This window comes from Nocardioides xinjiangensis (assembly GCF_017916385.1).
GTDB classification, from domain to species: domain Bacteria; phylum Actinomycetota; class Actinomycetes; order Propionibacteriales; family Nocardioidaceae; genus Nocardioides; species Nocardioides xinjiangensis.
In genome coordinates this window covers 210,633-235,221 of record NZ_JAFMSW010000002.1, presented here as the reverse complement: position 1 = coordinate 235,221, position 24,589 = coordinate 210,633, and the positions used below count along the sequence as shown (strand labels likewise).

The 24,589-nt window shown below is 73.7% G+C and carries 23 protein-coding genes; 10 read left to right on the top strand and 13 right to left on the bottom strand.

All coding sequences use genetic code 11. The annotated features are described in order from the left end of the window. Window positions 1-125 precede the first annotated feature (125 nt). The gene (locus J3P32_RS15965) at window positions 126-677 is read left to right on the top strand and encodes a hypothetical protein (protein ID WP_210441070.1); all 552 of its coding nucleotides are present in this window, start codon (window positions 126-128) and stop codon (window positions 675-677) included. Window positions 678-696: 19 nt separating this feature from the next. Here the strand turns inward: J3P32_RS15965 and J3P32_RS15960 are convergent, their stop codons facing one another. Next, a complete protein-coding gene (locus J3P32_RS15960) occupies window positions 697-1,173 on the bottom strand; it encodes a DUF456 domain-containing protein (protein WP_210441068.1) in 477 nt (158 codons plus the stop codon). Between the two features lie 96 nt (window positions 1,174-1,269). Beyond that, a complete protein-coding gene (locus tag J3P32_RS15955) occupies window positions 1,270-1,524 on the bottom strand; it encodes a DUF7455 domain-containing protein (RefSeq protein ID WP_210441066.1) in 255 nt (84 codons plus the stop codon). A gap of 236 nt (window positions 1,525-1,760) precedes the next feature. Between J3P32_RS15955 and J3P32_RS15950 the strand changes: the two genes are divergently transcribed. Continuing rightward, the gene (locus J3P32_RS15950; RefSeq protein WP_307861734.1) at window positions 1,761-3,833 is read left to right on the top strand and encodes a DNA gyrase/topoisomerase IV subunit B; all 2,073 of its coding nucleotides are present in this window, start codon (window positions 1,761-1,763) and stop codon (window positions 3,831-3,833) included. A gap of 336 nt (window positions 3,834-4,169) precedes the next feature. On the opposite strand, the gene J3P32_RS15945 is transcribed toward J3P32_RS15950, so the two are convergent. Genes J3P32_RS15945 through J3P32_RS15930 form a run of 4 tightly spaced genes read right to left on the bottom strand, consistent with a single transcriptional unit; the run spans window position 4,170 to window position 9,784 of the window. Beyond that, complete coding sequence (locus J3P32_RS15945) at window positions 4,170-4,664, bottom strand: beta-class carbonic anhydrase (RefSeq protein WP_210441062.1); 495 nt, start codon at window positions 4,662-4,664, stop codon at window positions 4,170-4,172. A 59-nt stretch (window positions 4,665-4,723) separates the two neighbouring features. Then, window positions 4,724-6,484: an MFS transporter gene (locus J3P32_RS15940; protein ID WP_210441060.1), complete on the bottom strand. Its 1,761-nt coding sequence runs from the start codon at window positions 6,482-6,484 to the stop codon at window positions 4,724-4,726. Beyond that, window positions 6,481-7,239, bottom strand: coding sequence for an LppX_LprAFG lipoprotein (locus tag J3P32_RS15935; protein WP_210441057.1), 759 nt, complete (start codon window positions 7,237-7,239; stop codon window positions 6,481-6,483). The genes J3P32_RS15940 and J3P32_RS15935 overlap by 4 nt, the downstream gene beginning before the upstream one ends. Before the next feature lie 4 nt (window positions 7,240-7,243). Beyond that, window positions 7,244-9,784, bottom strand: coding sequence for a DNA gyrase/topoisomerase IV subunit A (locus J3P32_RS15930; protein WP_210441055.1), 2,541 nt, complete (start codon window positions 9,782-9,784; stop codon window positions 7,244-7,246). A 114-nt stretch (window positions 9,785-9,898) separates the two neighbouring features. Between J3P32_RS15930 and J3P32_RS15925 the strand changes: the two genes are divergently transcribed. Genes J3P32_RS15925 through J3P32_RS15915 form a run of 3 tightly spaced genes read left to right on the top strand, consistent with a single transcriptional unit; the run spans window position 9,899 to window position 14,368 of the window. Next, window positions 9,899-12,613: a bifunctional acetate--CoA ligase family protein/GNAT family N-acetyltransferase gene (locus tag J3P32_RS15925; RefSeq protein ID WP_307861733.1), complete on the top strand. Its 2,715-nt coding sequence runs from the start codon at window positions 9,899-9,901 to the stop codon at window positions 12,611-12,613. 23 nt (window positions 12,614-12,636) lie between these two features. Further along, window positions 12,637-13,218, top strand: a complete 582-nt coding sequence (locus tag J3P32_RS15920; RefSeq protein ID WP_210441053.1) for a DUF5998 family protein — start codon at window positions 12,637-12,639, stop codon at window positions 13,216-13,218. A gap of 7 nt (window positions 13,219-13,225) precedes the next feature. Further along, window positions 13,226-14,368 (top strand): alkaline phosphatase family protein, encoded by a 1,143-nt coding sequence (locus tag J3P32_RS15915; RefSeq protein WP_210441051.1) that lies wholly within the window; start codon window positions 13,226-13,228, stop codon window positions 14,366-14,368. Between the two features lie 154 nt (window positions 14,369-14,522). On the opposite strand, the gene J3P32_RS15910 is transcribed toward J3P32_RS15915, so the two are convergent. Then, window positions 14,523-15,176 carry a thymidine kinase gene (locus tag J3P32_RS15910; protein WP_210441049.1) on the bottom strand — a complete coding sequence of 218 codons (654 nt, stop codon included), beginning with the start codon at window positions 15,174-15,176 and terminating at the stop codon, window positions 14,523-14,525. Between the two features lie 54 nt (window positions 15,177-15,230). On the opposite strand from J3P32_RS15910, the gene J3P32_RS15905 reads away from it, so the two are divergent. Then, entirely contained in the window at window positions 15,231-16,073 is an 843-nt protein-coding gene (locus J3P32_RS15905) for a sulfurtransferase (RefSeq protein WP_210441048.1), read from the top strand. Here J3P32_RS15905 and J3P32_RS15900 read toward each other — a convergent pair whose 3' ends face one another. Then, on the bottom strand, window positions 16,074-16,910 hold the full coding sequence (locus tag J3P32_RS15900) for an MOSC domain-containing protein (RefSeq protein WP_210441046.1): 837 nt from the start codon (window positions 16,908-16,910) through the stop codon (window positions 16,074-16,076). It lies immediately after the preceding gene. A 42-nt stretch (window positions 16,911-16,952) separates the two neighbouring features. Continuing rightward, window positions 16,953-17,918: a septation protein SepH gene (gene sepH, locus J3P32_RS18290; protein WP_210441044.1), complete on the bottom strand. Its 966-nt coding sequence runs from the start codon at window positions 17,916-17,918 to the stop codon at window positions 16,953-16,955. Between the two features lie 166 nt (window positions 17,919-18,084). Here sepH and J3P32_RS15890 point away from each other — a divergent pair, with 166 nt between their 5' ends. Then, a complete protein-coding gene (locus J3P32_RS15890) occupies window positions 18,085-18,720 on the top strand; it encodes a trimeric intracellular cation channel family protein (RefSeq protein ID WP_307807881.1) in 636 nt (211 codons plus the stop codon). Between the two features lie 22 nt (window positions 18,721-18,742). On the opposite strand, the gene J3P32_RS15885 is transcribed toward J3P32_RS15890, so the two are convergent. Together J3P32_RS15885 and J3P32_RS15880 are read right to left on the bottom strand one after the other, a co-directional pair. Further along, window positions 18,743-20,065 carry a D-arabinono-1,4-lactone oxidase gene (locus J3P32_RS15885; RefSeq protein ID WP_210441043.1) on the bottom strand — a complete coding sequence of 441 codons (1,323 nt, stop codon included), beginning with the start codon at window positions 20,063-20,065 and terminating at the stop codon, window positions 18,743-18,745. Window positions 20,066-20,096: 31 nt separating this feature from the next. Beyond that, window positions 20,097-21,302 carry an MFS transporter gene (locus J3P32_RS15880; protein ID WP_210441042.1) on the bottom strand — a complete coding sequence of 402 codons (1,206 nt, stop codon included), beginning with the start codon at window positions 21,300-21,302 and terminating at the stop codon, window positions 20,097-20,099. Between the two features lie 33 nt (window positions 21,303-21,335). On the opposite strand from J3P32_RS15880, the gene J3P32_RS15875 reads away from it, so the two are divergent. The 3 genes from J3P32_RS15875 (at window position 21,336) to J3P32_RS15865 (ending at window position 23,717) form a co-directional block, all read left to right on the top strand. After that, window positions 21,336-22,451 carry a ferrochelatase gene (locus tag J3P32_RS15875; protein ID WP_210441041.1) on the top strand — a complete coding sequence of 372 codons (1,116 nt, stop codon included), beginning with the start codon at window positions 21,336-21,338 and terminating at the stop codon, window positions 22,449-22,451. Beyond that, on the top strand, window positions 22,448-23,257 hold the full coding sequence (locus J3P32_RS15870) for an inositol monophosphatase family protein (protein ID WP_307861732.1): 810 nt from the start codon (window positions 22,448-22,450) through the stop codon (window positions 23,255-23,257). Before J3P32_RS15875 ends, J3P32_RS15870 begins: the two co-directional genes overlap by 4 nt. A gap of 169 nt (window positions 23,258-23,426) precedes the next feature. Beyond that, window positions 23,427-23,717 carry a DUF4193 domain-containing protein gene (locus J3P32_RS15865; RefSeq protein ID WP_056600397.1) on the top strand — a complete coding sequence of 97 codons (291 nt, stop codon included), beginning with the start codon at window positions 23,427-23,429 and terminating at the stop codon, window positions 23,715-23,717. 99 nt (window positions 23,718-23,816) lie between these two features. Here J3P32_RS15865 and J3P32_RS15860 read toward each other — a convergent pair whose 3' ends face one another. Then, a complete protein-coding gene (locus J3P32_RS15860; RefSeq protein ID WP_210441040.1) occupies window positions 23,817-24,110 on the bottom strand; it encodes a DUF4235 domain-containing protein in 294 nt (97 codons plus the stop codon). A 22-nt stretch (window positions 24,111-24,132) separates the two neighbouring features. After that, the gene (locus tag J3P32_RS15855) at window positions 24,133-24,585 is read right to left on the bottom strand and encodes a DUF3093 domain-containing protein (protein WP_210441039.1); all 453 of its coding nucleotides are present in this window, start codon (window positions 24,583-24,585) and stop codon (window positions 24,133-24,135) included. Between the last annotated feature and the right edge of the window lie 4 nt (window positions 24,586-24,589).

Sequence of the window (24,589 nt, the reverse complement as noted above, 5' to 3'; positions counted from 1 at the left end):
CCGGCGTACGACGGGTGTCACCGCCACCGACCTCCGAGGGACATGGCGCCATGGTGCCACCCGGTCGTGTCCGTCCCCCGGAAGAAGGTGGACGCGACCGGGGTCCGCGGTGACAGACTCGGGTCATGACTCGGAACCCGCTCGTGACCGTCCCCGCGCTCGCCTCGCTGACCGCGCTGTGCGTGCTGGCCGCCGCCCCGGCGCACGCCGAGTTCTACAGCATCGACGACCCGGCGGACGCGCGCGCGTCGCTGACCGACATCCACGCCGTCGAGGCCAACCACGGCAAGGAGAACGTGCTCGTCAAGGTGCGCTTCGCCGAATTGATGCGCTCGAGCGCGGCCGGGGTGTCGATCTTCTTCGACACCGACCGCGGCGACAGGGGCCCCGAGTACGTCCTCAGCAGCGGCCTCGGCGACGGCACCGACTACGTCCTGACCGAGGCGGACGGGTGGCGGGGCAGCGACGACCGCGTCGGCTGCGACTACTCGGCGCGGCCCAAGTGGGGCCAGGAGGTCTTCCGCGCGGTCATCAGCCGCCGCTGCTTCGACCGGGTGCCGTCCGTGCGGGTCTCGGTCAAGATGGTCGACCAGGCCGACGGCTCGCACCCGGTGCTCGACTGGGCGCCCAGGCGGCACCGCTGGAGCCTGCCGATCGCCTCCGGCCTCGGGGCCTGAGCCGGGCGCTCGCGGGCGCCTACGTGACCGCGACCCCCACGATCCAGGTCACCGTGGCCAGGAACGCGGCGACCAGCTCGATGAGGATCGAGACGCCGACGGCCTTGAGCGCGGCCACCGTCGAGGGCCAGGCGCCCGCGCCGCCGATGCGGGCCCGCTCGGCGACGTACACACCGAGGACGAACCCGGCGAACATGCCCACCACGGGGACCGCGAAGAAGCCGACGAAGGCCAGCAGGGCCCCGGCCACCAACGTGCGGGTGGGGACGCCCGACGCCTTGAGGCGGCGGCCGGGGACGAGGTACTTCACCACCGTGCCCCCGGCGAGCAGCACGCTCGCAACGGCCAGGACGGTCCACGCCGCCGGGGTGCCGACCTGCACCGCCCACACCAGGATGGCGCCGAGGACCAGCACGGTCCCCGGCAGCACGGGGACGATGATGCCCGCGATGCCGACGGCGATCGCGAGCGCGACGAGGACCTCGGTGGCAGTCACGCCGCACAGCCTCCCAGACGGGGTGCAGACGCAGCACGGCCCCGGAGAGCGTGTCCGGGGCCGTGCTGGAAGTAGGGGTCGGGGGAAGGGTGCTGCTCAGGCCTCGCGGTCCGCCGCCGGCGTGGCCGGGGCGCCCAGCTTGTGGGTCTCGTCGTGGACCGTCGCCGCGATCTCGCGCAGCTTCTCGCCGTGCTCGCGGGCGTGGTGGGCGCAGAACAGCAGCTCGCCGCCGGTCTGGAGCTCCACACGGAGGTAGGCCTGGGCGCCGCAGCGGTCGCAGCGGTCACCCGCCGTGAGGACGGCTTGGGTGGGTGCGGTGGCAGTGGTCACGTCAGCCTCATTTCTGTTCATCGGTGTCTGGCCCAACGTAGCCCGTGGGACAAAGATTCCCGCCGGCCACCTGGTTCGAGAGGTCCTGCAGTCAATCACGTCACATCGCTCCCGGCTGGCGTTGTCCTCAACCGTGGACGTGTCGTCGTGGAGCGGTGCCTGCCTGTCAGGTGCCCCACGCTAGACCGGAGCATGCACGCCGTCGGGCAGGCGTGCCTGCGTCGGGACCCGGCGTGTCGCGGGTAGGTTTGTCCCTCGTGGCAGCACCGTCAGACAACACCTACAACGCCGCACACCTGCTCGTCCTCGAGGGCCTCGACGCGGTGCGCAAGCGGCCGGGCATGTACATCGGCTCGACCGACACCCGCGGCCTCATGCACTGCCTGTGGGAGATCATCGACAACGGCGTGGACGAGGCCCTGGCCGGCGTCGCGCACCTGGTCGAGGTGACGCTCCACGACGACGGGTCCGTCGAGGTCTACGACGACGGGCGCGGCATCCCCACCGACAAGGAGCCCAAGACCGGGCTGCCGGGCGTCGAGGTCGTGGCGACCAAGCTGCACGCCGGCGGCAAGTTCGGCGGCGGCTCCTACGTCGCCACCGGCGGCCTGCACGGCGTCGGCCTCTCGGTCGTCAACGCGCTGTCCTCCCGGATGGACATCGACGTCGACCGCGCGCCCACCCAGCAGGGCCTGTCGTTCCAGCGCGGCGTGCCGGGCGTCTTCGACGGCGACGGGCCCTCGGCCGCGTTCACGCCGCGGTCCGGGCTGACCCGCAAGGGCAAGCGCGTCGCCAAGGGCAGGTCGGGCACCCGCATCCGCTTCTGGCCGGACCGGCAGATCTTCACCAAGGACGCGCGGTTCGAGATGGAGGGCCTGCTCGGCCGCGCCCGCCAGACGTCGTACATCGTCCCGGGGCTCGAGCTGGTCATCCGCGACCGGCGCTCGGGCGAGATGGTCGAGGAGAAGTTCCGCCACGACGGCGGCATCGCCGAGTTCGTCGAGTTCCTCTCCCACGGCGAGCCCGTCACCGACATCCTCCGGCTCCAGGGCAGCGACACCTTCACCGAGACCGTGCCGCTGCTCGACGACCGGGGGCACATGACGCCGCAGGAGGTCGAGCGCGAGCTGAGCGTCGACGTCGCGGTGCGGTGGGACACCGCGTACGACACCGAGGTCCGCTCCTTCGTCAACGTCATCGCCACCCCGAAGGGCGGCACCCACGTCAGCGGGTTCGAGGCCGCGCTGACCAAGACCTTCAACGACGCCATGCGCGCCGCCAAGGTGCTCAAGGCCGCCGACGCCGACGTCATCAAGGACGACGTGCTCGAGGGCCTCACCGCCGTGGTCACCGTGCGGCTGGCGGAGCCGCAGTTCGAGGGACAGACCAAGGAGATCCTCGGCACGCCCGCCGCGCGCAGCGTGGTGCGCAAGGTGGTCGCGAACGAGCTCAAGGCCTTCCTCACCTCGACGAAGCGCGCCGAGAAGGCGCAGGCGAAGCTGCTGATGGAGAAGGTGGCGGGGGCGTCCAAGACGCGGCTCGCGGCCCGGCAGCACAAGGAGAACCAGCGCCGCAAGAACGCGCTGGAGTCGTCGGCGCTGCCGGCGAAGCTGTTCGACTGCCGCAGCACCGACACCGAGCGCACCGAGCTGTTCATCGTCGAGGGCGACTCCGCGATGGGCACCGCGAAGGCCGCCCGCAGTAGCGAGTTCCAGGCGCTGCTGCCGATCCGCGGCAAGATCCTCAACGTGCAGAAGGCGACCGTCGGCGACATGCTGAAGAACGCCGAGTGCGCCTCGATCATCCAGGTGGTCGGCGCCGGGTCCGGGCGGACGTTCGACCTCGAGCAGGCCCGCTACGGCCGGATCATCCTGATGGCCGACGCCGACTCCGACGGCGCCCACATCCGGTGCCTGCTGGCGACGCTGTTCTTCAAGTACATGCCCGAGCTCGTGCGCGACGGCCGCCTCTACTCCGCGGTGCCGCCGCTGCACCGCATCGAGCTGTCCAACCCGCGGAAGGGGATGGACAAGTACATCTACACCTACTCCGACGACGAGCTGCAGCGGAAGCTGGCGGAGCTCAAGAAGAGGAACCTGCGCTGGAAGGACCCGGTGCAGCGCTACAAGGGCCTCGGCGAGATGGACGCCGACCAGCTGGCCGAGACCACCATGGACCCGCGCCACCGCACGCTGCGCAAGCTGACGATCGACGACGTCGACGAGGCGAGCAAGGTGTTCGACCTCCTCATGGGCTCCGACGTCGCACCGCGCAAGGAGTTCATCGTCCAGGGCGCCTACGAGGTCGACGTCGAGGCACTGGACGCGTGAAGGTCCGCGCCCCTGGGACGACAAGAGGGCGCTTGCCGTCGTGCTCCTCGGCCGCGGACGGCGCGCGGTCGCACTGCACTGAGTCATCCGTCCCACGGCCGTCACGGGATCCACGACGACCGGCGCTGAACGTACGGCGGCACGCGTCGGTCGACAGTCGACGGACGGCCGGTCGGACAGGAGGAAGTGCGACTCCACCGGCGCGCGGAGCGTCCGTGCCGGGCTGACCGGTGCCTTCGTCCTGTTGGACAGGCCGTCCGGCAGGCTGGCGCTCGAACAGGCCCTGCCTCGGTCGGGGACCTGCCGGGATCCGGACCGCCGAGCGCACGCGCGCGCTCACACGTGCTGGGTGAGCAGGCCCGTGTCGACGTCGTAGAGGAAGCCCCCGACCTTGGCGCGGTCGCCGATCAGCGGGTGGGTCCGGACCTTGGCGACGTCCTGGCGGAGCTGGTCGACCTGGTCGGTGACGACGCCGAACGACTGCCAGCTGGCGTCGACGCCGGCGGACTCCCCGACCCGCGCCCGCAGCTCCTGCTCGGACGCCGAGGCCATCGCGCACCGCGTGTGTGGCACGACGAGGATGCGCTGCACGTTGAGCAGGTGCACGCCGAGCACCAGCGCCTCGAGCGCCTGGGGCGTGACGCGCCCGCCCGGGTTCCGGAAGATCTTGGCGTCGCCGTGCCGGAGGCCGAGCATGCGCAGCGGGTCGATGCGCGAGTCCATGCAGGTGACCAGCGCGATGCCGGCGTGCGCCTTGCCGTCGAAGCCGCCGAGGTCGAAGGACGCCGCGAACTGGCGGTTGGCGTCGAGGAGGTCGTCGAAGTCGCTCACGCCCCGCAGGCTAGTCCCCGTGGGCGCCGGTGGGCGCCCGGCCCCGCGATCCGGGCACCTCAGCCGCCCGACCCGATGGCGTCCCGGACGGTGAGCCGGGTCGGCCGCACGTCGCGGAACAGCACGAGTGCCAGGACGGCGGCGACCGCCGCGCACCCGGCGGCGCCCCAGAAGACGGCGTGCTCCTGCGCGATGCCGGCGACACGGAGCAGGTCGGAGAACTCCTTGCACCGGCTGTCGCCGTCGCAGACCTCCTGCACCGGGGGGACGGCCCGTTGCTCGGCGTAGTAGCGCCGCAGCCCGATGGTCGTGAGAGCGGAGATGCCCACGAGCATCCCGACCATCCGGGCGACGACGACGAACGCGCTGGCGACGCCGTGCACGTCGTCGTCGGTGGACGCGAGCAGCGCCGCGTTGACCGGCGCGAGCGCCAGGCCGAACCCGAGCCCGCCGGTGACGAGTGCGAGGTTCGCGACCGGCTCCTCGATCGTCGTGAGGCCCCAGCGGGTCATGAGCACGAACGCCACCGCCGCCATCACCATGCCGACGGCGGTGACGAGACCCGGGGAGAGGAAGCGGATGAGGTAGCCGCCGGCGACCGCGCCGACCGGCAGCGCGAGCAGGAAGCGCACCAGCACGAGGGCCGCCGGCAGCTGGTCGTCGGGGTAGACCGTGGTGCGGGCGAACAGCGGGATGTCGATGAGCGCGGCGATCAGGGCGGCGCCCACGAAGAAGCTGACCAGCAGTGCGCCCCAGGCGGGCGTACGACGCAGCGCACCGCGCGGCACGAGCGGGTCGGCGGCGCGGCGCACGTGCCAGGCGAAGGCGGCGGCGGCGACGACCGCGCCCAGGAGGTACCAGCGTCCGCGGGGCGAGAACACCTCGACCTTGGGGTCGGCGGTGGCGAAGGCGAGGATCACGCCGCCGAGCGCGCCCGCGAGGAGCAGCGCGCCGGCCAGGTCGGCCTCGACGAGGACGCGGGTCCAGCCGCGCAGGTCCAGCAGGGGCCGCGGGGCGTACCAGCACCAGGCGAGCAGGAGCGCCAGGGCGACGACGGTGGTCGCGCCGATCGGGGTCAGCCAGCGCCCGTCACCGGCGAACGGGATGAAGAGCCGGCCCCACGTGACGTCGCGCATGAGCGGCGCGGGCCGCAGGAACACGATGGCGGCGCTGGCCAGGGCGGCGAGCAGCAGCGCGGTGCCCACCACGTCGACGCGCCGCCGGGACTCGTCCGACCGGGGCGCGAGGGCACGGATCGCGGCGGCGAGGACCAGTCCCGCCGCCAGGTTGACCGCGAAGATCGCCCGCCAGTCGGCGACCGCGAGGACCGCCGCGCCGAAGAGCGGGCCGAGCACCGAGCCGATCTCCTGGACCGCCGAGACGACCCCGAGCGGGACGCCGCGCCGGTGCGCCGGGTAGAGGTCGGCGACCAGCGCGAGGGTGGCGGGCACGAGGCCGCCTCCGCCGACGCCCTGGAGGAACCGCCCCGCCACGATGCTGGGCATGTCGTAGGCGACGGTCGTCACGAGCGACCCGAGGGCGAACAGCACGAGCGCCATGACGAGCACCGGGACCCGCCCGCGGAGGTCGGCGATCCGACCGATGAGCGGCAGCATCGCGACGTAGCCGAGCAGGAAGCCGCTCACGATGGGGGCGGCGCGCTGGAGCTGGTCGATGGGCACGCCGACGCCGGTCATCATGTCGGGCAGCGCCAGCACGACGACGTACGTGTCGGCGGCGGCGAACGCGACGGCGACCGCCGCCAGCGCGAGGAGCAGCCGCGAGGTGCCGGTGACCTCGGCGGCCGTGGCCCCGCTCACGGCGCGGTGATGTCCTTGTCGGTGCCGTAGTCGGCGAAGTCGACGGTGTAGGTCATCTCGTCGGCGCGCGGGTAGAAGGCGCCGGTGAGCGTCGCCCTGCGCAGCTCGCCCTCGTCGCTGACCTGCCACTCCACGTCGAAGGACTCACCGGTGGAGGACGGGATCACCGACTTCATGGCGTTGCCGGGCACCGTGCCGGTGTACGTCGTGAGGATCTCGCTGTTGTCGGCGCCGCCGCGCACGCTCTCGCCCGCCTCGGGTGAGTCGGTGAGCGTGAGCAGCCCCGCGAACCCGTCGTCGCCGATGAGGCCGGACGGGTCGGGGGCGCCGTACTCCCGGGGGTCGACCTCGTTCCACCCCGGGGTGAACGGCAGCTGGGCGTAGACCGTGTCGTCGACCGCGACGACCGGCACGTCGACGTTCTGCCCGGCGAAGACGACGGTGATCGAGCCCTCGAACGCGGGCGCGTTCGTCAGGGTGCCCACCGCGCGGGTGATGCCGGACACGCCGTCGGGCAGCGCCTCGGTGGAGAGGGTGAGCTCGACGCCGCTGGTCTCGGTCAGGGTCGCCGACGCCTCGGTGAGCACTTCCTCCGGCGTGGGGCCGTCGTCCCCGCCCGGCCCGCTCCCGCTCCCGCCGCCCGAGCAGGCGGCGAGCACGGGCAGGGCCAGCGCGACCGCGGCCGCGCAGGTCGTGAGTCGTGCTGCGGCGCGGGCGGGCCGGGAGCGGGTCCGTGCAGGTCCTCGAGCGGGCATGGCGTCAGCCTTCCACAGGGGTGGCGGCGGCGCCCGCCGCCGGACCGGCGGCCCCGGGGGCCCCGGAGTCATGGACGGCGACCTGGGAGGCGACCTGCGCGGCGACGGGGGACGCCACCGCCGCGATCGGCTGGGCCGCCGGCACGCCCGACCCGTCGCGCTTGCCGGTGGGGTCGGGCAGGTCCACCGGAGCCCCGCTCGACGCCGCCGCGCGCGCCGGGCCAGGCCCGGCCCAGGCGGCCACGAGGGTGTCCTCGCCCTTGAGGAAGCGATGGCTGCGGACCCCTCCGGTGGCCCGGCCCTTGGCCGGGTACTCGCTGAACGGCGTGACCTTCACCGCGCCGGCCTCCGTGCCCGGCAGGGCGGTCGAGGAGCCGGAGGCGGTCACCACGACGGCCCCCGCCGGGTCGAACGCGCCGAAGAAGGCGACCTGCTGGCCGGCGCCGAGCTTGATGCCGGCCATGCCGCCGCCGGCGCGCCCCTGGGGGCGCACCGCGGACGCAGGGAAGTGCAGCAGCTGGGCGTCGGTGGAGATGAAGCAGAGCTGCTCCTCGCCCGTGACCAGCTCGACGGCGCCGACGACCTCGTCGCCGTCCCGCAGCCCGATGACCTCCCACTCGTCGCGGCCGAGCACCTCGGGGTTGACGCGCTTCACCACGCCGTCGCGGGTGCCGAGGGCGAGGCCGGGACCGTCGGTCGCCAGCGACGTCAGCGCCAGGGGACGCTCACCTGCCTCGAGCGGCAGGACCTCGCTGAGCGGCAGGCCGCCCTGCAGGTTGGGGTCGTTGGCCGAGTCGGGCAGCTCCGGCATGTCGAGCACCCCGACCCTCACCAGCCGGCCGCGGCTGGTGACCACGCCGACCTCGCTGCGCGCGGTCGTGCGCACGGCGCTCGTGACGACGTCGTGGTTGGCGCGGCCCTCGCCGTGGCCGGGCGGGGCCGCTGACGTCGTACGGGCGAGCAGGCCGCTGGAGGACAGGAGCGCGAAGCAGGGGTCGTCAGCGACCTCCAGCGGCGTGGTCGAGGCGGCCGTGACGGCGGTGCCGGCCGAGGCGAGCAGGACCGTGCGGCGCGGCGTGCCGTGCTCCTTGGCGACGTCGCCCAGCTCGTCGGAGACGACCTTCCGCAGCAGCTTCTCGTCGGCGAGGATCGCGTCGAGGTACTCGATGGTGCGCTCGAGCTCGCTCTTCTCCTTCTCGAGCTCGAGCTTGGAGAACCTGGTGAGGCGGCGCAGCGGCATGTCGAGGATGTAGTCGGCCTGCGCCTCGGACAGGTCGAAGACCGAGATCAGGCGCTCCTTGGCGGCCGCGGCGTTGTCGGAGGACCGGATGACCTGGATGACCTCGTCGATGTCGAGGATCGCGACGAGCAGGCCGTCGACGAGGTGCAGCCGGTCGGCGGCCTTCGTGCGGCGGAACACGGAGCGACGGCGTACGACCTCGAAGCGGTGCCCGAGGAAGACCTCGAGCAGCTGCTTGAGGCCCAGGGTGCGCGGCTGGCCGTCGACGAGGGCGACGGCGTTGATGCCGAAGGAGTCCTCCATCGCGGTCTGGCGGTAGAGCTGCTCGAGGATCGCCTCGGGAACGAAGCCGTTCTTGACCTCGATGACCAGGCGCAGGCCGTTGTCGCGGTCGCTGAGGTCCTTGATGTCGGCGATGCCCTGCAGCTTCTTGCCCAGGACGAGCTTCTTGATCTGCTCCATGACCCGCTCGGTGCCGACGCCGTAGGGGAGCTCGGTGACCACGATCCCCTTGCGGCGCGGGGTGACCGACTCGATGCGGGCGGTGGCGCGCATGCGGAAGGTGCCGCGGCCCGACTCGTAGGCGTCGCGGATGCCGTCGAGCCCGACGATCTTGCCGCCGGTCGGCAGGTCGGGCCCGGGGACGAACCGCATGAGGTCGTCGAGGCTCGCGCCCGGGTGGGTGATGAGGTGCTTGAGCGCCTGGACCACCTCGACGAGGTTGTGCGGGGCGATGTTGGTGGCCATGCCGACCGCGATGCCGGCGGAGCCGTTGACGAGCAGGTGCGGGATCGCCGCCGGCAGGACCACCGGCTCCATCTCGCGGGAGTCGTAGTTGGGCTTGAAGTCGACGGTGTCCTCGTCGATCGAGGCGGTCATCGCCACCGCCGCCGGCGCCATCCGGCACTCGGTGTAGCGCATCGCCGCGGGGGCGTCGTCGGGGGAGCCGAAGTTGCCGTGGCCGTCGACGGTCCGCAGCCGCATCGACCACGGCTGCGCCATCCGGACGAGCGCGTCGTAGATCGCGCCGTCGCCGTGGGGGTGCAGCCGGCCCATCACCTCGCCGACGACGCGCGCGCTCTTCACGTGCCCGCGGTCGGGCCGCAGCGACATGTCGTCCATCGTGTAGAGGATGCGGCGCTGCACCGGCTTGAGGCCGTCGCGGGCGTCGGGCAGCGCGCGGGAGTAGATGACGGAGTAGGCGTACTCCAGGAACGACGTCTGCATCTCGTCGCGGATGTCGGTGTCGAGGATGTGCTCCTCGAAGTCGTCCGGGAGGGGCTGCTTCGCCGCGCGTCGTGCCATGGCGTGCATTCTCCCCGCTCCGCCTCCGCGACCCCACGGGGGCACGCCGGTGCGGGTCGCGTCGTTCCGTCAGGGGACGGGCGCCTGGCGCCGCCCAGCCGATAGATTGCAGCCGTGACCGAAGCGCACGAGCTGTCGACCGTTCCGCCGCCCCCGCGGCACTGGGAGGCGGACGTCCTGCTGCGCGACGGGCGCACGGCACACATCCGGCCCATCCAGCCGGAGGACCGCGAGCTGCTCGTCGAGTTCTACAGCCGCGTCTCCGACCAGTCGAAGTACTACCGCTTCTTCTCCCCGATGCCCGAGCTGTCCGAGCGCGACCTCGACCGCTTTACCCGGGTCGACCACCGCGACCGCGTGGCGATGATCCTGCTCGTCGCCGGCCAGATGATCGCCGTCGGTCGCTACGACACGATCCGCCCCGGCTACGCCGAGGTGGCCTTCCTCGTCGAGGACCGCCACCAGGGCCGCGGCATCGGCCAGCTGCTGCTCGAGCACCTCGCGCAGGCCGGCCGCGAGCGCGGCATCGAGGAGTTCGTCGCCGAGGTGCTCCCCGACAACCAGCCGATGATCCGCACCTTCAAGGACGCCGGCTACCAGGTCAGGAGCGCCTTCGAGGACGGCGTGATGGAGCTGGTGTTCCGCATCGACCCGACCGAGACCGCGATCGGGGTCATGGAGCAGCGCGAGCACCGCGCGGAGTACGCCTCGATCGAGCGGTTCTTCGCGCCCAGGTCGGTCGCCATCATCGGGGCCAGCCGCCGCCAGGACACGATCGGGCAGGCGCTCGTGCGCCACCTCGTGCTCGGCAACTTCACCGGGCGCATCCACGTCGTCAACCCCAGCGCCGACTCGGTGTCGGGCATGCCGGCGTGGAAGACGGTGGGGGAGATCCCCGGCGAGGTCGACGTCGCGATCGTCGCGGTCCCGGCGGAGTCGGTGCAGGACGTCGTGCTCGACTGCGCCGCCAAGGGCGTCCACGGCCTGGTCGTGATCTCGTCCGGCTTCGCGGAGACGGGCGAGGAGGGCCGGATGCGCCAGCGCCGCCTGGTGGGGCTCTCGCGCTCCTACGGCCTGCGCCTCATCGGTCCCAACGCGCTCGGCATCATCAACACCGATCCCGACGTCCAGCTCAACGCGTCCCTGTCCTCGGTGATGCCGCCGCGGGGCCGCGCCGGCTTCTTCTCCCAGTCCGGCGCCCTCGGCTCGGCGATCCTGGAGAAGGTGCAGAACCGCGGACTGGGCCTCACCACGTTCGTCAGCGCCGGCAACCGCGCCGACGTGTCCGGCAACGACCTCCTCCAGTACTGGGAGGAGGACGACGCCACCGAGGTGGTGCTGCTCTACCTCGAGTCGATCGGCAACCCGCGCAAGTTCTCGCGCATCGCCCGGCGGGTCAGCCGCCGCAAGCCGATCGTGGCCGTGCGGTCCGGCCGCAGCTCGCAGGGCGTGCCCATGGGCCACGCGGTCCGCAAGATCGGCGCGCCCGCCGAGGCCGTCGACGCGATGTTCCGGCAGGCCGGGATCATCCAGGTCGAGTCGCTGGAGGAGATGTTCGACGTCGCGCAGCTGCTCGCCCACCAGCCGCTGCCGCGGGGGCGCCGGGTCGCGATCGTCGGCAACTCCGACGCCCTGGGCCTGCTCGCCGTCGACGCCGCCAACTCCGTCGGCCTCGTGGTCAACCGGCAGGAGGCGCTCGGCGCCGACGCGACCGCCGAGGACTTCGAGGACGCCCTCGACGCCGCGATCGACGACCCGGAGGTCGACGCGGTGGTCGCCATCTTCATCCCGCCGCTCAACGTCGCCGGGGCGCGCGAGGACGTCGCCAACGTGCTCGCCGCCGTCGGCGAGCAGTCCGACAAGCCGATCGTGTCGACGTTCCTCGGCACCGAGGGCGTCCCCGAGCTGCTGCGCGTGCCCGACGTCGCCGGCTCCAGCGCCGGCCGGGGGTCCGTGCCGTCGTACCCCGCCGTGGAGGCCGCGGTCCGCGCGCTCGCGCGGGTGGTGGAGTACGCCGTGTGGTTGCGGGTCCCGCAGACGACGATCACCGAGCCGGCCGTCAACGACCTCGACGCCGCCCGCCACCTCGTCAACGAGGTGCTGATGCGCCATCCCGAAGGACGGGACCTCGACTTCGAGGAGCAGAGCCGCCTGCTGGGCGCCTACGGCATCGACCTGTGGGAGACCTACGCCGTGGCGACGCTCGACGAGGCGCTCACCGCGGGGGAGGCCCTCGGCTGGGACGTCGTGCTCAAGGCGACGGCCGACCACCTGCGCGACCGCCCCGACCTCGCCCACGTGTGGCGCAACATCGACGACGCGGACGCCATGGCCAGCGCGTGGCGCGCGCTCAACCAGGTCATCACCGACCCCGACCGGGCCGGTTTCGTGGTGCAGCGCAACGCACCGCCGGGCGTGCCCGTCACGATCGCGACCATGGAGGACCCGCTCTTCGGGCCCGTGCTGTCGTTCGGCATCAGCGGTCCGCTCACCGAGCTCCTCGGCGACCGGTCCTTCCGCATCCCGCCGCTGGCCGACCACGACGCCCAGGACATGGTCCGCGAGATCAAGGCCTCGCCGCTGCTGTTCGGCTACCGCGGCAGCGAGATCGTCGACGTGGGGGAGATCGAGCGGCTGGTGCGCCAGGTGGCGCAGCTCCAGCACGACCTGCCCCAGGTGCGCGCCCTGCAGCTGCCGCTCGTCCTGGCCGGCGCCCACGGCGCGACCGTGCTGGGCGCGTCGGTGCGCGTGGAGCCGGTGAAGGACCCGCGCTCGGACTGGTTCGTGCGCCGGCTCAGCACGATGCCCGGGGACACGCTGCCCGACTGAGCCCCGCGTGACAGACTGCGACCATGCCCCGCTCCACCCGTGACGCGGACGTCTCCCACGACCTCCGCCAGGCGATCCACCGCACCGGCTACTACCCCGAGGTCGTCACCGACGGCGTCTTCTCGGCCGCCGGCGGCGAGGAGGTCCTCTCCTACTTCGTCCACCACGAGACGACGTTCGACCACGAGGAGGTGCGCCGCCACCTCACGGCGCTGCTGCTCACGCCGACGCGGCTGGTGATCGCGCACACCGACGAGCACCCGGGCGACGACCTGCTGCCCGAGCCGTACACCTCGACGACCACCGAGGCGGTCACGCTGACCTCGATCAGGACGGTGGTCGTCACCCGGATGGTCGCCAACCCCACGGCTGGCGTCGCCCCGCCCGCGGAGGCGGTGCTGACGATCGGCTGGGGCGGCGTGGGCCGCATCGACCTCGAGCCTGCCGGCTGCTCCGACCCCGACTGCGACGCCGACCACGGCTACACCGGCACCCTGGCCGGCGACGACTACACCCTGCGCGTGTCCGCCGCGGCCGAGGGCGCCGACGCGGTCGCCGGGCTGCTGGCCTTCTCTGACGCGCTCTCCGCGCGGACCCGCGGATGAGCATCGCGTGACCGCCGCCCCCGGTGCGGGCCCGTCCGGCTTCCTGCCGCCGGCCTACGGCGACCGCTCGCTGGCCGACGTCGTCCCGTCGGTCGCCCGGGCCCTCGGCGTCCCGCTCGACGGCCACCCCGTGGGGCTCGAGCTGCCCGAGGCGCCGTCGTACGTCGTCTTCCTCGTCGACGGGATGGGGGCGGAGCTGATCGCCCGCCACGGCCACGCCGCGCCGTACCTGTCCTCGCTCGCCGAGGGCGCCGCGACCGGTACCGCCGGCGTGCCGTCCACCACCGCCACGTCGCTCACCTCCCTCGGCACCGGGCTCGCCCCGGGCGCCCACGGGCTGGTCGGCTTCACCGCCCGCATCCCCGGCACCGACCGGCTGCTCAACCACCTCTGGTGGGACAAGACCGTCGACCCCGTCGAGTGGCAGCCGCACCCCACGGCGCTCGGACGGCTGGCCCGCGCCGGCGTCCACGTCACCTCGGTCAACAAGCGCGACTTCGACGGCACCGGCCTGACCGTCGCCTCGCAGCGCGGAGCGACGTACGTCGGCGCGGACCGGGTGGGCGAGCGGATCGCGGCGACCGTCGCCGCCTCGGCCGACGAGCCCTCGCTGACCTACGTCTACGACTCCGACCTCGACTGGACCGGGCACAAGTTCGGCGTCGCGTCGACGCAGTGGCTCCAGCAGCTCGCGATGGTCGACGCGGAGGCCGAGCAGCTGCGCGAGGCGCTCCCGGCGTCGACGCGGCTGCTCGTCGTCGCCGACCACGGCATGGTCGACAGCCCTCGGACGTCCCGCGTCGACGTGGACGAGGTCGAGGGGATGCGCGACGGCGTGGCCCTGCTCGGCGGCGAGGCGCGCTTCCGCCACCTCTACTGCTCGGCGGGCGCCGTCGCCGACGTCGTCGACACCTGGCACGAGGTGCTGGGTGACGCAGCGACCGTGCTGACCCGCGAGGACGCGGTCGGCCGCGGCTGGTTCGGCGACGTCGCGCCCGGCGTCCTGCCGCGGCTGGGCGACGTGATGGTCGCCTGCCACGGCGACGCCGCGATCATCTCCACGCGCGACTTCCCCTACGAGAACACCCTCGTGGGGCTGCACGGCTCGCTCACCCCGGCCGAGATGCTGATCCCGGTGCTCGTCGGCTGATCCCCGCCCGTGAGTCGCCAGGAGACGCACAGGCAGGTCGGCGTGTCGGACGACCGGAACCGCCTCCGGCGGCCCGGCCCCGCGGGTTCGGGGACGTCCTGACAAACTTCTGGTCGTTCGACGCGCCGCGGCGCGCGTCGCGCTCGCGCGGGCCTCAGCCGAAGGGCAGGGGCTCGGGGGCCAGGGAGACGGCCTTGGCGCGAGCGGCCGTGAGCCGGCGCCGGTGGTGCTGGCGGCAGAGCACCTCGTAGGCCACGTCGGCGGCGGGCTCGTCGACCTGGTCGACGTCGCCGACGACGATCACCTCGCCCTCCACCACCATCACGCCGTTCTCCGTGCGCGCGTTGTGCGTGGCGCGCTTGCCGCACCAGCACAGCGCCTCGACCTGGAGCACGTTCATCCGGTCGGCGAGCTCGACGAGACGGGCGCTGCCCGGGAAGAGCACCGAGCGGAAGTCGGTGAGGATGCCGAAGGCGAACACGTCGATCTGCAGCTCGTCGACGACCTTGGCGAGCTGGTCGATCTGCTCCGCGGTGTAGAACTGGGCCTCGTCGCAGATGAGGTAGTCGATGCGGCCGCCGCGGGTGAGCGTGGCGACGACGTAGGCCCAGAAGTCGAAGCCGCCGTCGACCTCGAGCGCGTCGTGGGTGAGGCCGAGCCGGCTCGAGACCACCGCCTGGCCCGCCCGGTCGTGCGTGGTGAAGATGCGGCCGACGCGTCCGCGGGCGGCGTGGTTGTGATTGGTCTGGAGCGCCAGCGTCGACTTGCCGGAGTCCATCGTGCCCGTGAAGAAGTGCAGCTCAGCCATGTCCGGGCGATCTTGTCACAGCGACGGCGCCGCCGGGCGGCTACCGTGCCGGTCATGGACGCCAGCGGCCCGCTCATCAGCCCCGCCGACCTCGCCGCCGACCTCGCCGACGACCGCGCCGACGAGCGGGCGCGCGTCACCGTGCTCGACGTCCGCTACGCGCTGGGTGGCCCGCCCGGCCGCGAGGCGCACGCCTCCGGGCACGTGCCGGGGGCGGCGTACGTCGACCTCGACGAGGACCTCGCCGACCCGCCCGGCGAGGGCGGGCGTCACCCGCTGCCCGACGAGGCGCGGTTCGCCGCCGCCATGCGGCGCGCGGGCGTGCGGGACGACCGGCCCGTCGTGGTCTACGACGACTGGCAGGGTCGGGCCGCCGCGCGCGCCTGGTGGCTGCTGCGGCACCACGGACACCGTGACGTGCGTGTCCTGGACGGCGGGTGGACGGCCTGGCTCGAGGAGGGGCACCCCGTCGAGGTGGGGGAGACGCACCCCGCGCCGGGCGACTTCACGGTGGCGGCGTCCAAGGGGGCCGCCGTGGTCGGGGCCGACGACGTGCTCGACGTCGAGGTGCTCGTCGACGCGCGCGCGCCCGAGCGCTACCGCGGGGAGACCGAGCCCGTCGACCCGGTGGCCGGGCACATCCCGGGCGCGGTCAACGTCCCGACCACCGACAACCTCGACGAGCATGGGCGCTTCCGGTCGCCGGCCGAGCTCCGGGCGAGGTACGCCCGCGTCGGCGCCGACACCGCCGGCTCGGTCGCGGCCTACTGCGGGTCGGGGGTCACGGCGGCGCACGACCTGCTCGCGATGGAGGTGGCCGGCATCCGCGCGGCGCTCTACCCGGGCAGCTGGAGCGGCTGGGTCACCGATCCGTCGCGCCCGGTCGCCACCGGGTGATCAGTCGGCCGTGACCTCGTCGCCGACGGCGATCCGCCCGACGGTCTCGGGCACCAGGTGCACGGCGAACAGCGTCTTGCCCCCGACGAGGCGGTGGCGCGCGAGCGTCCGGATCGGCTCCCGGCCGGTCGCCAGCGTGTGCAGGTCGATCGCCGTCATCACGCACCGGCTGACCGGCTTGCCCAGCCGGAACCGGACGTCCCCGACGACCACGTGCGTCCACCGGTCCTCGGCGAACGGCTCGTCGCCGTCGACGACGAGGTTGGCGCGGAACCGCTCGACGGGCAGCGGCTCCGGCGGATCCTCGCCCGTCTCGAGGGCGCGCTCGGTGATCCAGTCGTGCAGCTGCCGCAGCGAGGCGCGGGAGGCGATGGTCACGGGGAAGGAGTCGGCGAACGCGGTGTGGTCGCCGGGCACGGAGAACCCCGGCTGGAGGGTGCGGCTCCGCGGATCGTGGCACCACACCAGGCGTACGTCGGGGCGGTCGACGACGGCTCGGACCCACTCGTCCGCGTCGTCCCCCGCAGGCGTCGCCCACAGGTCCTGGGAGAACAGGCGCACGGCCACCGGGTCGGCGTCCGGGACGTCGAGCTGCAGGTCGGCCCGCCCGGGCGCACGGAGCCGGAGGGCGGACGTCACCGTGGGGTCGGTGGCGGGCGTGTCGGCCACGATGGTGAACGTCGCGTGCGCCTCCCGGGCCGAGACGAGACGACCCTCGCCGTCGACGACCATCCAGGAGCGGTCGTCGGCCAGGCCGCGAGGCAGCACGTCGGCGGCGGGGACCGGCCGGACGGCCCCGGACTTCAGCGGGTGGACGTTGAGCTGCAGCAGGCGCACCGGCCACTCACCCGCCGCGGACCCGCGCCGCCCCCGGCCGGCTCACTCGCTCTTGCCGCCGCCGAACATGATCTCGTCCCAGCTCGGGACCGACGCGCGGCCGCGCTTCCTCGCGGGCCGGCGCGGCTCCGCGGGGGCCTGGGCGGCGGGTCCGGCCGCGTCGGGCTCGGACCTGCCGGCGGCGTCGTCGGCGGATCGGCCCCGGCCGTCCTCCTCGGCGTCGGCAGCGGCCGGCTGCGCATCGAGCCCCTCGTCGAAGAGCTCCATGGTCGTCTCGGTGGCGGACTGCTCGCCGGCGACCATCTCGATGGCGTCGTCGCCCAGCGGCACGTCGCCGACCGCGCTGAGCCGGCGCCGGCGGGCCGCGAGCTCGTCGTCGGCGGCCTCGGGGCCGGGTCGGGCGTCGTGCTCGGGGGCGTGCTCGGCGGCGGACGGCGCCGCGTCACCGACCAGCCAGTGGGCGTCCTCGTCGTCGACGGTCACGAAGTTGCCGCGGGGGTCGTGGGAGAAGGTCGCGATGCCGGAGCGCCCGGCCACGTCGAAGACCCCGGTGAGCGTCCAGCGCCCGTCCTCGCGGCGCCAGGCGTCCCACTCCACGCTGCTCGGGTCGACGTTGTGCGAGCGCAGGTGGGCGCTCACGGCCTCGCCGAGCGTGCGTGCACCCGACTCGGTGGCACGGCGGCGCACGGACGCGAGCTGGGCCCGCTCGGCGACGTGGGCGCGCTCGGCCATCACGGGGGCGGCGAAGGGCATGATCTTCTCGACCGACGTGCCCGCGGCGTGTGCCACCGCCTCGGGACTCTCCCCGGCGCGGATGCGCGTCTGGATGTCGCGGGGGCGGAGGCTTGATTGCATCGGGATCTCCAACTGGCCGTTGCTGTCGGGTGCGCCCGCCAGGGCGCGGCGGAGCCGTGCGTCGATCGCCAGGGAGTGCTGCTGGCCCGACTCGTCCACCAGCAGCAGGCGCTTGCCGTCCCCGCTGCGTCCGGTGAACGTCAGCTTGGCCATGGACGGCGGACTCCTGCCTGCGGCGGTGACGGGTGGCGGGTGGCGGTCGGGTAGCGGTTGGTGGCGATGAGGGGCGGTCGGTGCACGGCTGCATCCGTTGCGTCGAGCCTACGCCAGCGCGGTGCCCCGGCGCCGTTGCGCCCGCGGCGCGCCCTAGGCTTCCCGGGTGCCCGACACGCACTTCGCCGCGACGCTGGTCGTGCTCGACCTGACCGGCATCTTCGTCTTCGCGGTCGCCGGCGCCCTGGTGGCCGTCCGCCGCAACCTCGACCTCTTCGCCGCCCTGGTGCTCGGCGGGGTCACCGGGCTCGGCGGCGGCTTCATCCGCGACGTCCTCATCGGTGCCACGCCGCCCGCCGCGCTCGCCGACTGGCGCTACCTGCTGGTCCCGGTCGCGGCCGGCCTGCTCACGTTCGTCTTCCACCCGACGGTCGGCCGGATGGAGCGCACGATCACGGTCCTCGACGCGTTCGGCCTGGCCCTGTTCTGCGTGACGGGCGCCCTCAAGGCGCTGGACTTCGGCCTGGAGCCGCTGCCGGCAGCGCTGCTCGGCATGGTCACCGGGATCGGCGGCGGGATGATCCGCGACGTCCTGGCGGGCAGCGTCCCGGTGATCTTCGAGGGCGTCCTCTACGCCACGCCGGCGCTGGCCGGGGCGGGGGTGGTGGTGGTGCTGGACCGCCTCGGCCTGCCCCTGCTGGTCGTCGCGGCCGCGGGCTTCGCGACCTGTCTCGGGTGGCGCCTGCTGGCGCTCGTGCGCGGCTGGCGCGCGCCGCTGCCGAGGGGCCCGGCCAACGTCTGAGCCGGCGTCCCGGGTGCGCCGTTCAGTCGCCGAGCACGCGCCGGAGATGGGCGTTGGCGAACACCCGGTCCGGGTCGAGCCGCTCGCGCATGGCGAGGACGTCGTCGAAGCGCTCGTACGCCGGCGCCAGGTCCGCTGCCGTGCGCGTGTGGACCTTGCCCCAGTGCGGTCGTCCGCCCGCCTCGCGCAGCAGCGGCTCGAGGCCCCCGAAGAAGGGCCGGTGGTCGGTGTCGGCCGGGACGTGGAAGGCGAGGTACAGGCTGTCGCGCCCGTGCGCGGTCGACAGCGGCACGTCGTCGGCGCGAGCCGTGCGGACCTCGACGGGGAACGCGATCCGCCAGTCGCTGGCATCGATGACGCGGCGGCACTCGCGGAGCACGTCGAGGCCGACCTCCCGCGGGACGGCGTACTCCATCTCCCGGAATCGCACCCGTCGGGGCGTCACGAAGACGCGGTGGGCGAGATCGCTGTAGCGGCGCTCGGAGAGGGCACGGCCGGCGAGCCGGTTGAGGCGGGGGACCAGAGCAGGCACGCGCGAGCCGACGCGGCACAGTCCGCCGAAGACGCTGTTCGACACCAGCTCGTCCTCCCACCACGACGCCAGCCGGGACGGCGGCCGCTGCTCGCCGGGCTCGAGGTCGGTGCGGACGTTCTGCTTGACCAGGAGGCGGTCGGTGTGGGGGAACCAGTACATGTCGACGTGGTGGGCCGCGGCCACCATCTCGTCGTAGGAGCCGAGGGCGCGCTCCCAGGTCATCGGCTGCTCGTGGGCCTCGACGACGAAGAGCGGCTCGACGTGGAAGGTCAGGCTGGTGAGGATCCCGAGCGCCCCGAGCCCCACCCGGGCGACGTCGAAGACGTCGGGGTGCTCGGTCGCGGAGGCGCGCAGCACCTCGCCGGTGCCCGTGACCAGCTCGAGGCCGGCGAGCTGGGCCGCCAGCCCGGCGGCGGTCCCGCCGGTGCCGTGCGTGCCGGTCGACGTGGCGCCGGCGAGGGTCTGCTCGGCGATGTCGCCCATGTTGTGCAACGACAGGCCCAGCCGCTCGAGGGCGAGGTTGAGGTCCTTCAGCGGCGTGCCGGCGCGCGCCGTCACCGTCATCGCCTCCCGGTCGACGGCGAGGACGCCGCTGAGCGCGTCCGGGCGCAGGAGCGTGTGCTCGGGGGCCGCGATGGCGGTGAAGCTGTGCCCGGTGCCGGCCATCTTCACCGTCGTGCCGTCCTCGCGGGCCCGGCGTACGGCGTCGACGACGGCGGCGACCGACGCGGGGGTCTCCACCTGACGAGGCACCGCCTGCTCCAGTCCGGACCAGTTGCGCCAGACGTGGTCGTGCGCGCGTGCGGTCATGCCCGCACGCTAGGGCATCGCCCGGTGGGGGTCAGCGCACCGGCGCGGGGTCGCGGTCGGCGCGAGGCGCGGGCTGGCGGGCGACCTGGGCGCCGAGGGCGCCGAGGATCCCGCCGCCGAGCGCGACGGCGTAGGCGGCGGACGCGCCGCTGTGGTCGACCACGAAGCCGGCGATGCTCGCACCGGGCGCGACCCCGGCGACGATCCCGGTGTGCAGGATCGCCATCCCCTCGGTGAGCCGGCTCGGGTGGACGCCCTGCTCGACCATCGTCATCGCGCCGATCATCGTCGGCGCGATCGCCAGGCCCCCGACGAGCAGCACGACGGCCATGAGCGGGATGGAGGAGACGAACATCAGCGGCGCCATGGCCAGCGCCATCGCCGCGGAGCCCCACCGCAGGCGCGCGTCCGGACCGCTGCGCCAGGCGACGGCGCCGGTGACGAGTCCCGCCACGAGGCTGCCGAGGGACCACGCGGCGAGCAGCCATCCGGCGACCCAGCGCTCGCCCCGCTCCTCGGCGAAGGCCACGGTCGTGACCTCGGCCGCGCCGAACAGGGCGCCCAGGGTGAGGCAGACCAGCGCGAGCGGCAGGACCAGCCGCCACGGCATCGGGGCCCGCGCCCCCGACGGCGCGGTCCGGCCGGCCGGCGGCTCGGTGCGGCGCTGTGCTGCGAAGGCGAACGTGCCCACGACCCCCGTGACGAGGGCCGCGGTGAGTCCGGCGACCGGGTGCCAGCTCGTGGCCAGCAGCGTGACGAGCACCGGCCCGACCACGAACACGACCTCGTCGAGCACCGCCTCGAGCGCGAACGCGGTCTGCTTCTCGCTCCCGTCGTCGAGCAGGTGCGACCAGCGGGTGCGCACGCTCGCGCCGACCTGGGGGAGGGCGGCGCCCGCGACGGCCGCGAAGACGTAGGTCCACGGCCCCGACAAGTCCTGCTCGACCGCCATCATCATCAGGGCCAGGCCGGCGCCGAAGACGGAGATCGCGAGCGGCAGCACGCGCGCCTGGCCGTAGTGGTCGACCCATCGTCCGTGCAGCACGGCGAACGCCGCCTCCGCGAGGACGAACACCGCCGACACGGTGCCGGCCAGCCCGTAGGAGCCGGTGCGCGCCTCGACGAGGAGCACGATCCCGAGCCCGACCATGGAGATCGGCAGCCGGGCGACGAGTGCGGCACTGCTGAAGGCGAGGGCGCCCGGACGGGCCAGCACCCGGCGGTAGGAGTCGAGCATCAGCGCGATGGTAGGCCGCTCTACGCTGGCAGCATGAATCCTGCGGGTCACCCCGACGTGAAGCCGTACGACGCGCTCCTCGTGCTCTCCTTCGGGGGACCGGAGAAGCCGGAGGACGTGGTGCCGTTCCTGGAGAACGTGACCCGAGGCCGCGGCATCCCGCGCGAGCGGCTCGAGGAGGTGGGCCAGCACTACTTCCTCTTCGGGGGCAAGAGCCCCATCAACGACCAGAACCGCGCCCTCATCGCCGCTCTCGAGCAGGACTTCGCCGAGCAGGGCATCGACCTGCCCGTCTACTTCGGCAACCGCAACTGGGACCCCTACCTCGCCGACACGCTGCGCCGGATGACCGCAGACGGCATCGGCCGCGCCGCGGTGCTCGCCACGTCGGCGTACTCCTCGTGGTCCTCGTGCCGTCAGTACCGCGAGAACCTCTGGGACGCGGTCCAGGAGGTGCCGGGCGCGCCCCGGCTCGACAAGCTCCGGCAGTACTACAACCACCCCGGCTTCATCGAGCCCGTGGTCGACGCCTGCCTGGCGGCGCTGGCGCAGCTGCCCGCCGGCGGCGACGCGGCCCGCCTCGTGTTCGTCACGCACTCGATCCCGACCGCGATGGCCGAGACCAGCGGCTCGGAGGACGGCCGCGGGCAGCCGCGCCCGGCGTACGTCCCGCAGCACCAGAGCGCCGCCGACGAGGTCGCCGCCCGCGTCCGGGCGGCGACCGGGCAGGACCGCCGGCACGACCTCGTCTACTGCTCCCGCTCGGGCGCGCCGTCGACGCCGTGGCTCGAGCCCGACGTCAACGACCACCTCGAGGAGCTGGCCCGCGACGGGGTCGCCCAGGTCGTGCTGGTGCCCATCGGCTTCGTCTCCGACCACATGGAGGTCATCTACGACCTCGACACCGAGGCGCTGGCCACCGCCCAGCGCCTGGGCGTGCAGGCGGTGCGTGCGGCGACCCCCGGCGTCGACCCGCGCTTCGTGGCGATGGTGCGCGACCTCCTCCTCGAGCGGTCCGCGGCCGAGCGGGGCGAGGAGCCCGAGCGGGCGGCCGTCGGGTCGATGCCTGCGGGCCCGGACCTGTGCGGCGCCGGCTGCTGCCCCAACCCCCGTGGGCCGCGTCCGGCCCTGTGCGGGGTCGACTCGTGAGCGCCGCCGCGGCGGACCTGCGCGACCTGGCGCGCACGCTGGCGCACGACGGTGCCGCGCTCGCGCGCGAGATGCGGGTCGGGGGCATCGGGGTCGCCGACACCAAGACCAGCGCCGTCGACGTGGTCACCGAGGCCGACCGCGCGGTCGAGTCCCTCATCCGCCAGCGCATCACCGCCGCCCGGCCCGACGACGCCATCCTCGGCGAGGAGGGCGACGACCGACCCGGCACGTCCGGCGTGCGGTGGGTCGTGGACCCCATCGACGGCACGGTGAACTACCTCTACGGCCTCCCCGACTGCGCCGTCTCCGTCGCCGCCGAGGTCGACGGCCGCGTCGTGGCGGGTGCGGTGGTCACGATCCCGGCCGGGGTCGAGTACGCCGCCGCTCGCGGGCACGGCGCGACCCGGGACGGTCGGCCCATCCGCGTGCGCCCCTCGCCGCCGCTGGCCGAGCGCTTGGTCCTCACCGGCTTCGGCTACCGGCGGGAGGTGCGCGAGCACCAGGCCGGCTGCGTCGCCAGGCTGCTGCCCGAGGTACGTGACATCCGCCGGATGGGCTCCTGCTCGCTCGACCTGTGCCACGTGGCGGAGGGCGGCGGCGACGGCTACGTCGAGGCCGGTCCGCAGCCGTGGGACTGGTCCGCCGGCGCACTGGTCCTCGAGGAGGCCGGCGGCCGGTTCGAGCTGCTCGACGGCACCTTCACGCTCGGGTCCCACCCCGTCCGCAACGTGGTGGTCGGAGCCCCGGCCGACGGCTGGGACGACTTCGTGGAGGCGCTCGCAGCGGCCGGGTTCCTCGCCTGAACGGGCGGGAATAGCGCGCTGTCGCCCACTGTTCAGGCGACACGTCGCGGACCGGCTCACCACGGAACCGGTCCATGGTGCACACTTTGGCGCCGACGACGCGCACAACTGGTCTCAGCCCGAGCCGCGACCCGGCGGGCACGAGCCACTGCATGGGGAGAGGGAACTGATGGCCACCGACTACGACGCACCGCGCAAGTCCGAGGAGGACCAGAGCGAGGAGAGCATCGAGGAGCTGAAGGCGCGGCGCCACGACAAGAACTCCGGCAAGGTCGACGAGGACGAGACGGAGGCTGCCGAGTCCTTCGAGCTGCCGGGCGCCGACCTCTCGCACGAGGAGCTCGCCGTCGAGGTGATGCCGCGCCAGGACGACGAGTTCACCTGCATGAGCTGCTTCCTGGTGCACCACCGCTCGCAGCTCGCCGACGAGAAGAAGCTCATCTGCCGCGACTGCATCTGAGCCGCCGGCAGCAGACGACGGAGCACGACGCACCACCACGAGCAACGAGGCCCCGGCCGTCCCCTCGCGGGACGGGCCGGGGCCTCGTGCGTGTGGCTGCTAGGCCTTGTCGCCGGCGCGGAGGCCGGGCGGGCGGTGACCGGTCGAGCGGGTGTAGTAGCCCGCCGCCCGGCGCTGGGCGAACATCCGCGCCAGCGCCACCAGGGCGCCGGTCACGGCGGCCCACGCCACCGCCTCCCCGACGGAGACGTCGGGGTCGGCCGGGTTCTCCGGGGGATTCTTGCCGGTGCTCATCTTCCAGGCCTTGTCGATCCCCTTGCGGGCGATCGAGGCGGCGCCGAGGGCGCTCGCCAGCGAGAAGATGGTCCAGACCTTCGAGCTGTCCTCTGCCATGGCCGCAACCCTACCCAGCGCGTCAGCGCGCCCGGGTCGCCTCTAGGGCTGAGACGAGGGCGTCCGGGCGCCGGCAGCTGACGAGCCAGTACGGCGTCGGGTCGGTGGGGTCGACGATGTCCACGCGGACGCCCCGCTTGAGGTAGGGGCGCAGCACGAGGTGGGCCCGGGCGTCCGCGTCGACGCCCGCGAGGCGGCGTACCGCCTCGGCGTCGAGGGCGGTCACCTCGCCGACGTGCCGCAGCGGGACGTGGGCCCGGCCGGCGTGGAACGTGTCGCCCTCGACGGCGACCCGCACGTTGCCGTAGCCGACGAGGAACGTGACCAGGGCCGCGAACGCGGCCGCCGTCACCGCCCAGACGACGACCTGGGACTCCGGGACCGCGACGAGGACCGCCAGCCACAGGGATGCCACGAGCATCGTGCCCTGCGCCCACCAGCGCAACGGGACGGTGAGGCGTTCGGCGTAGTCCACGGCG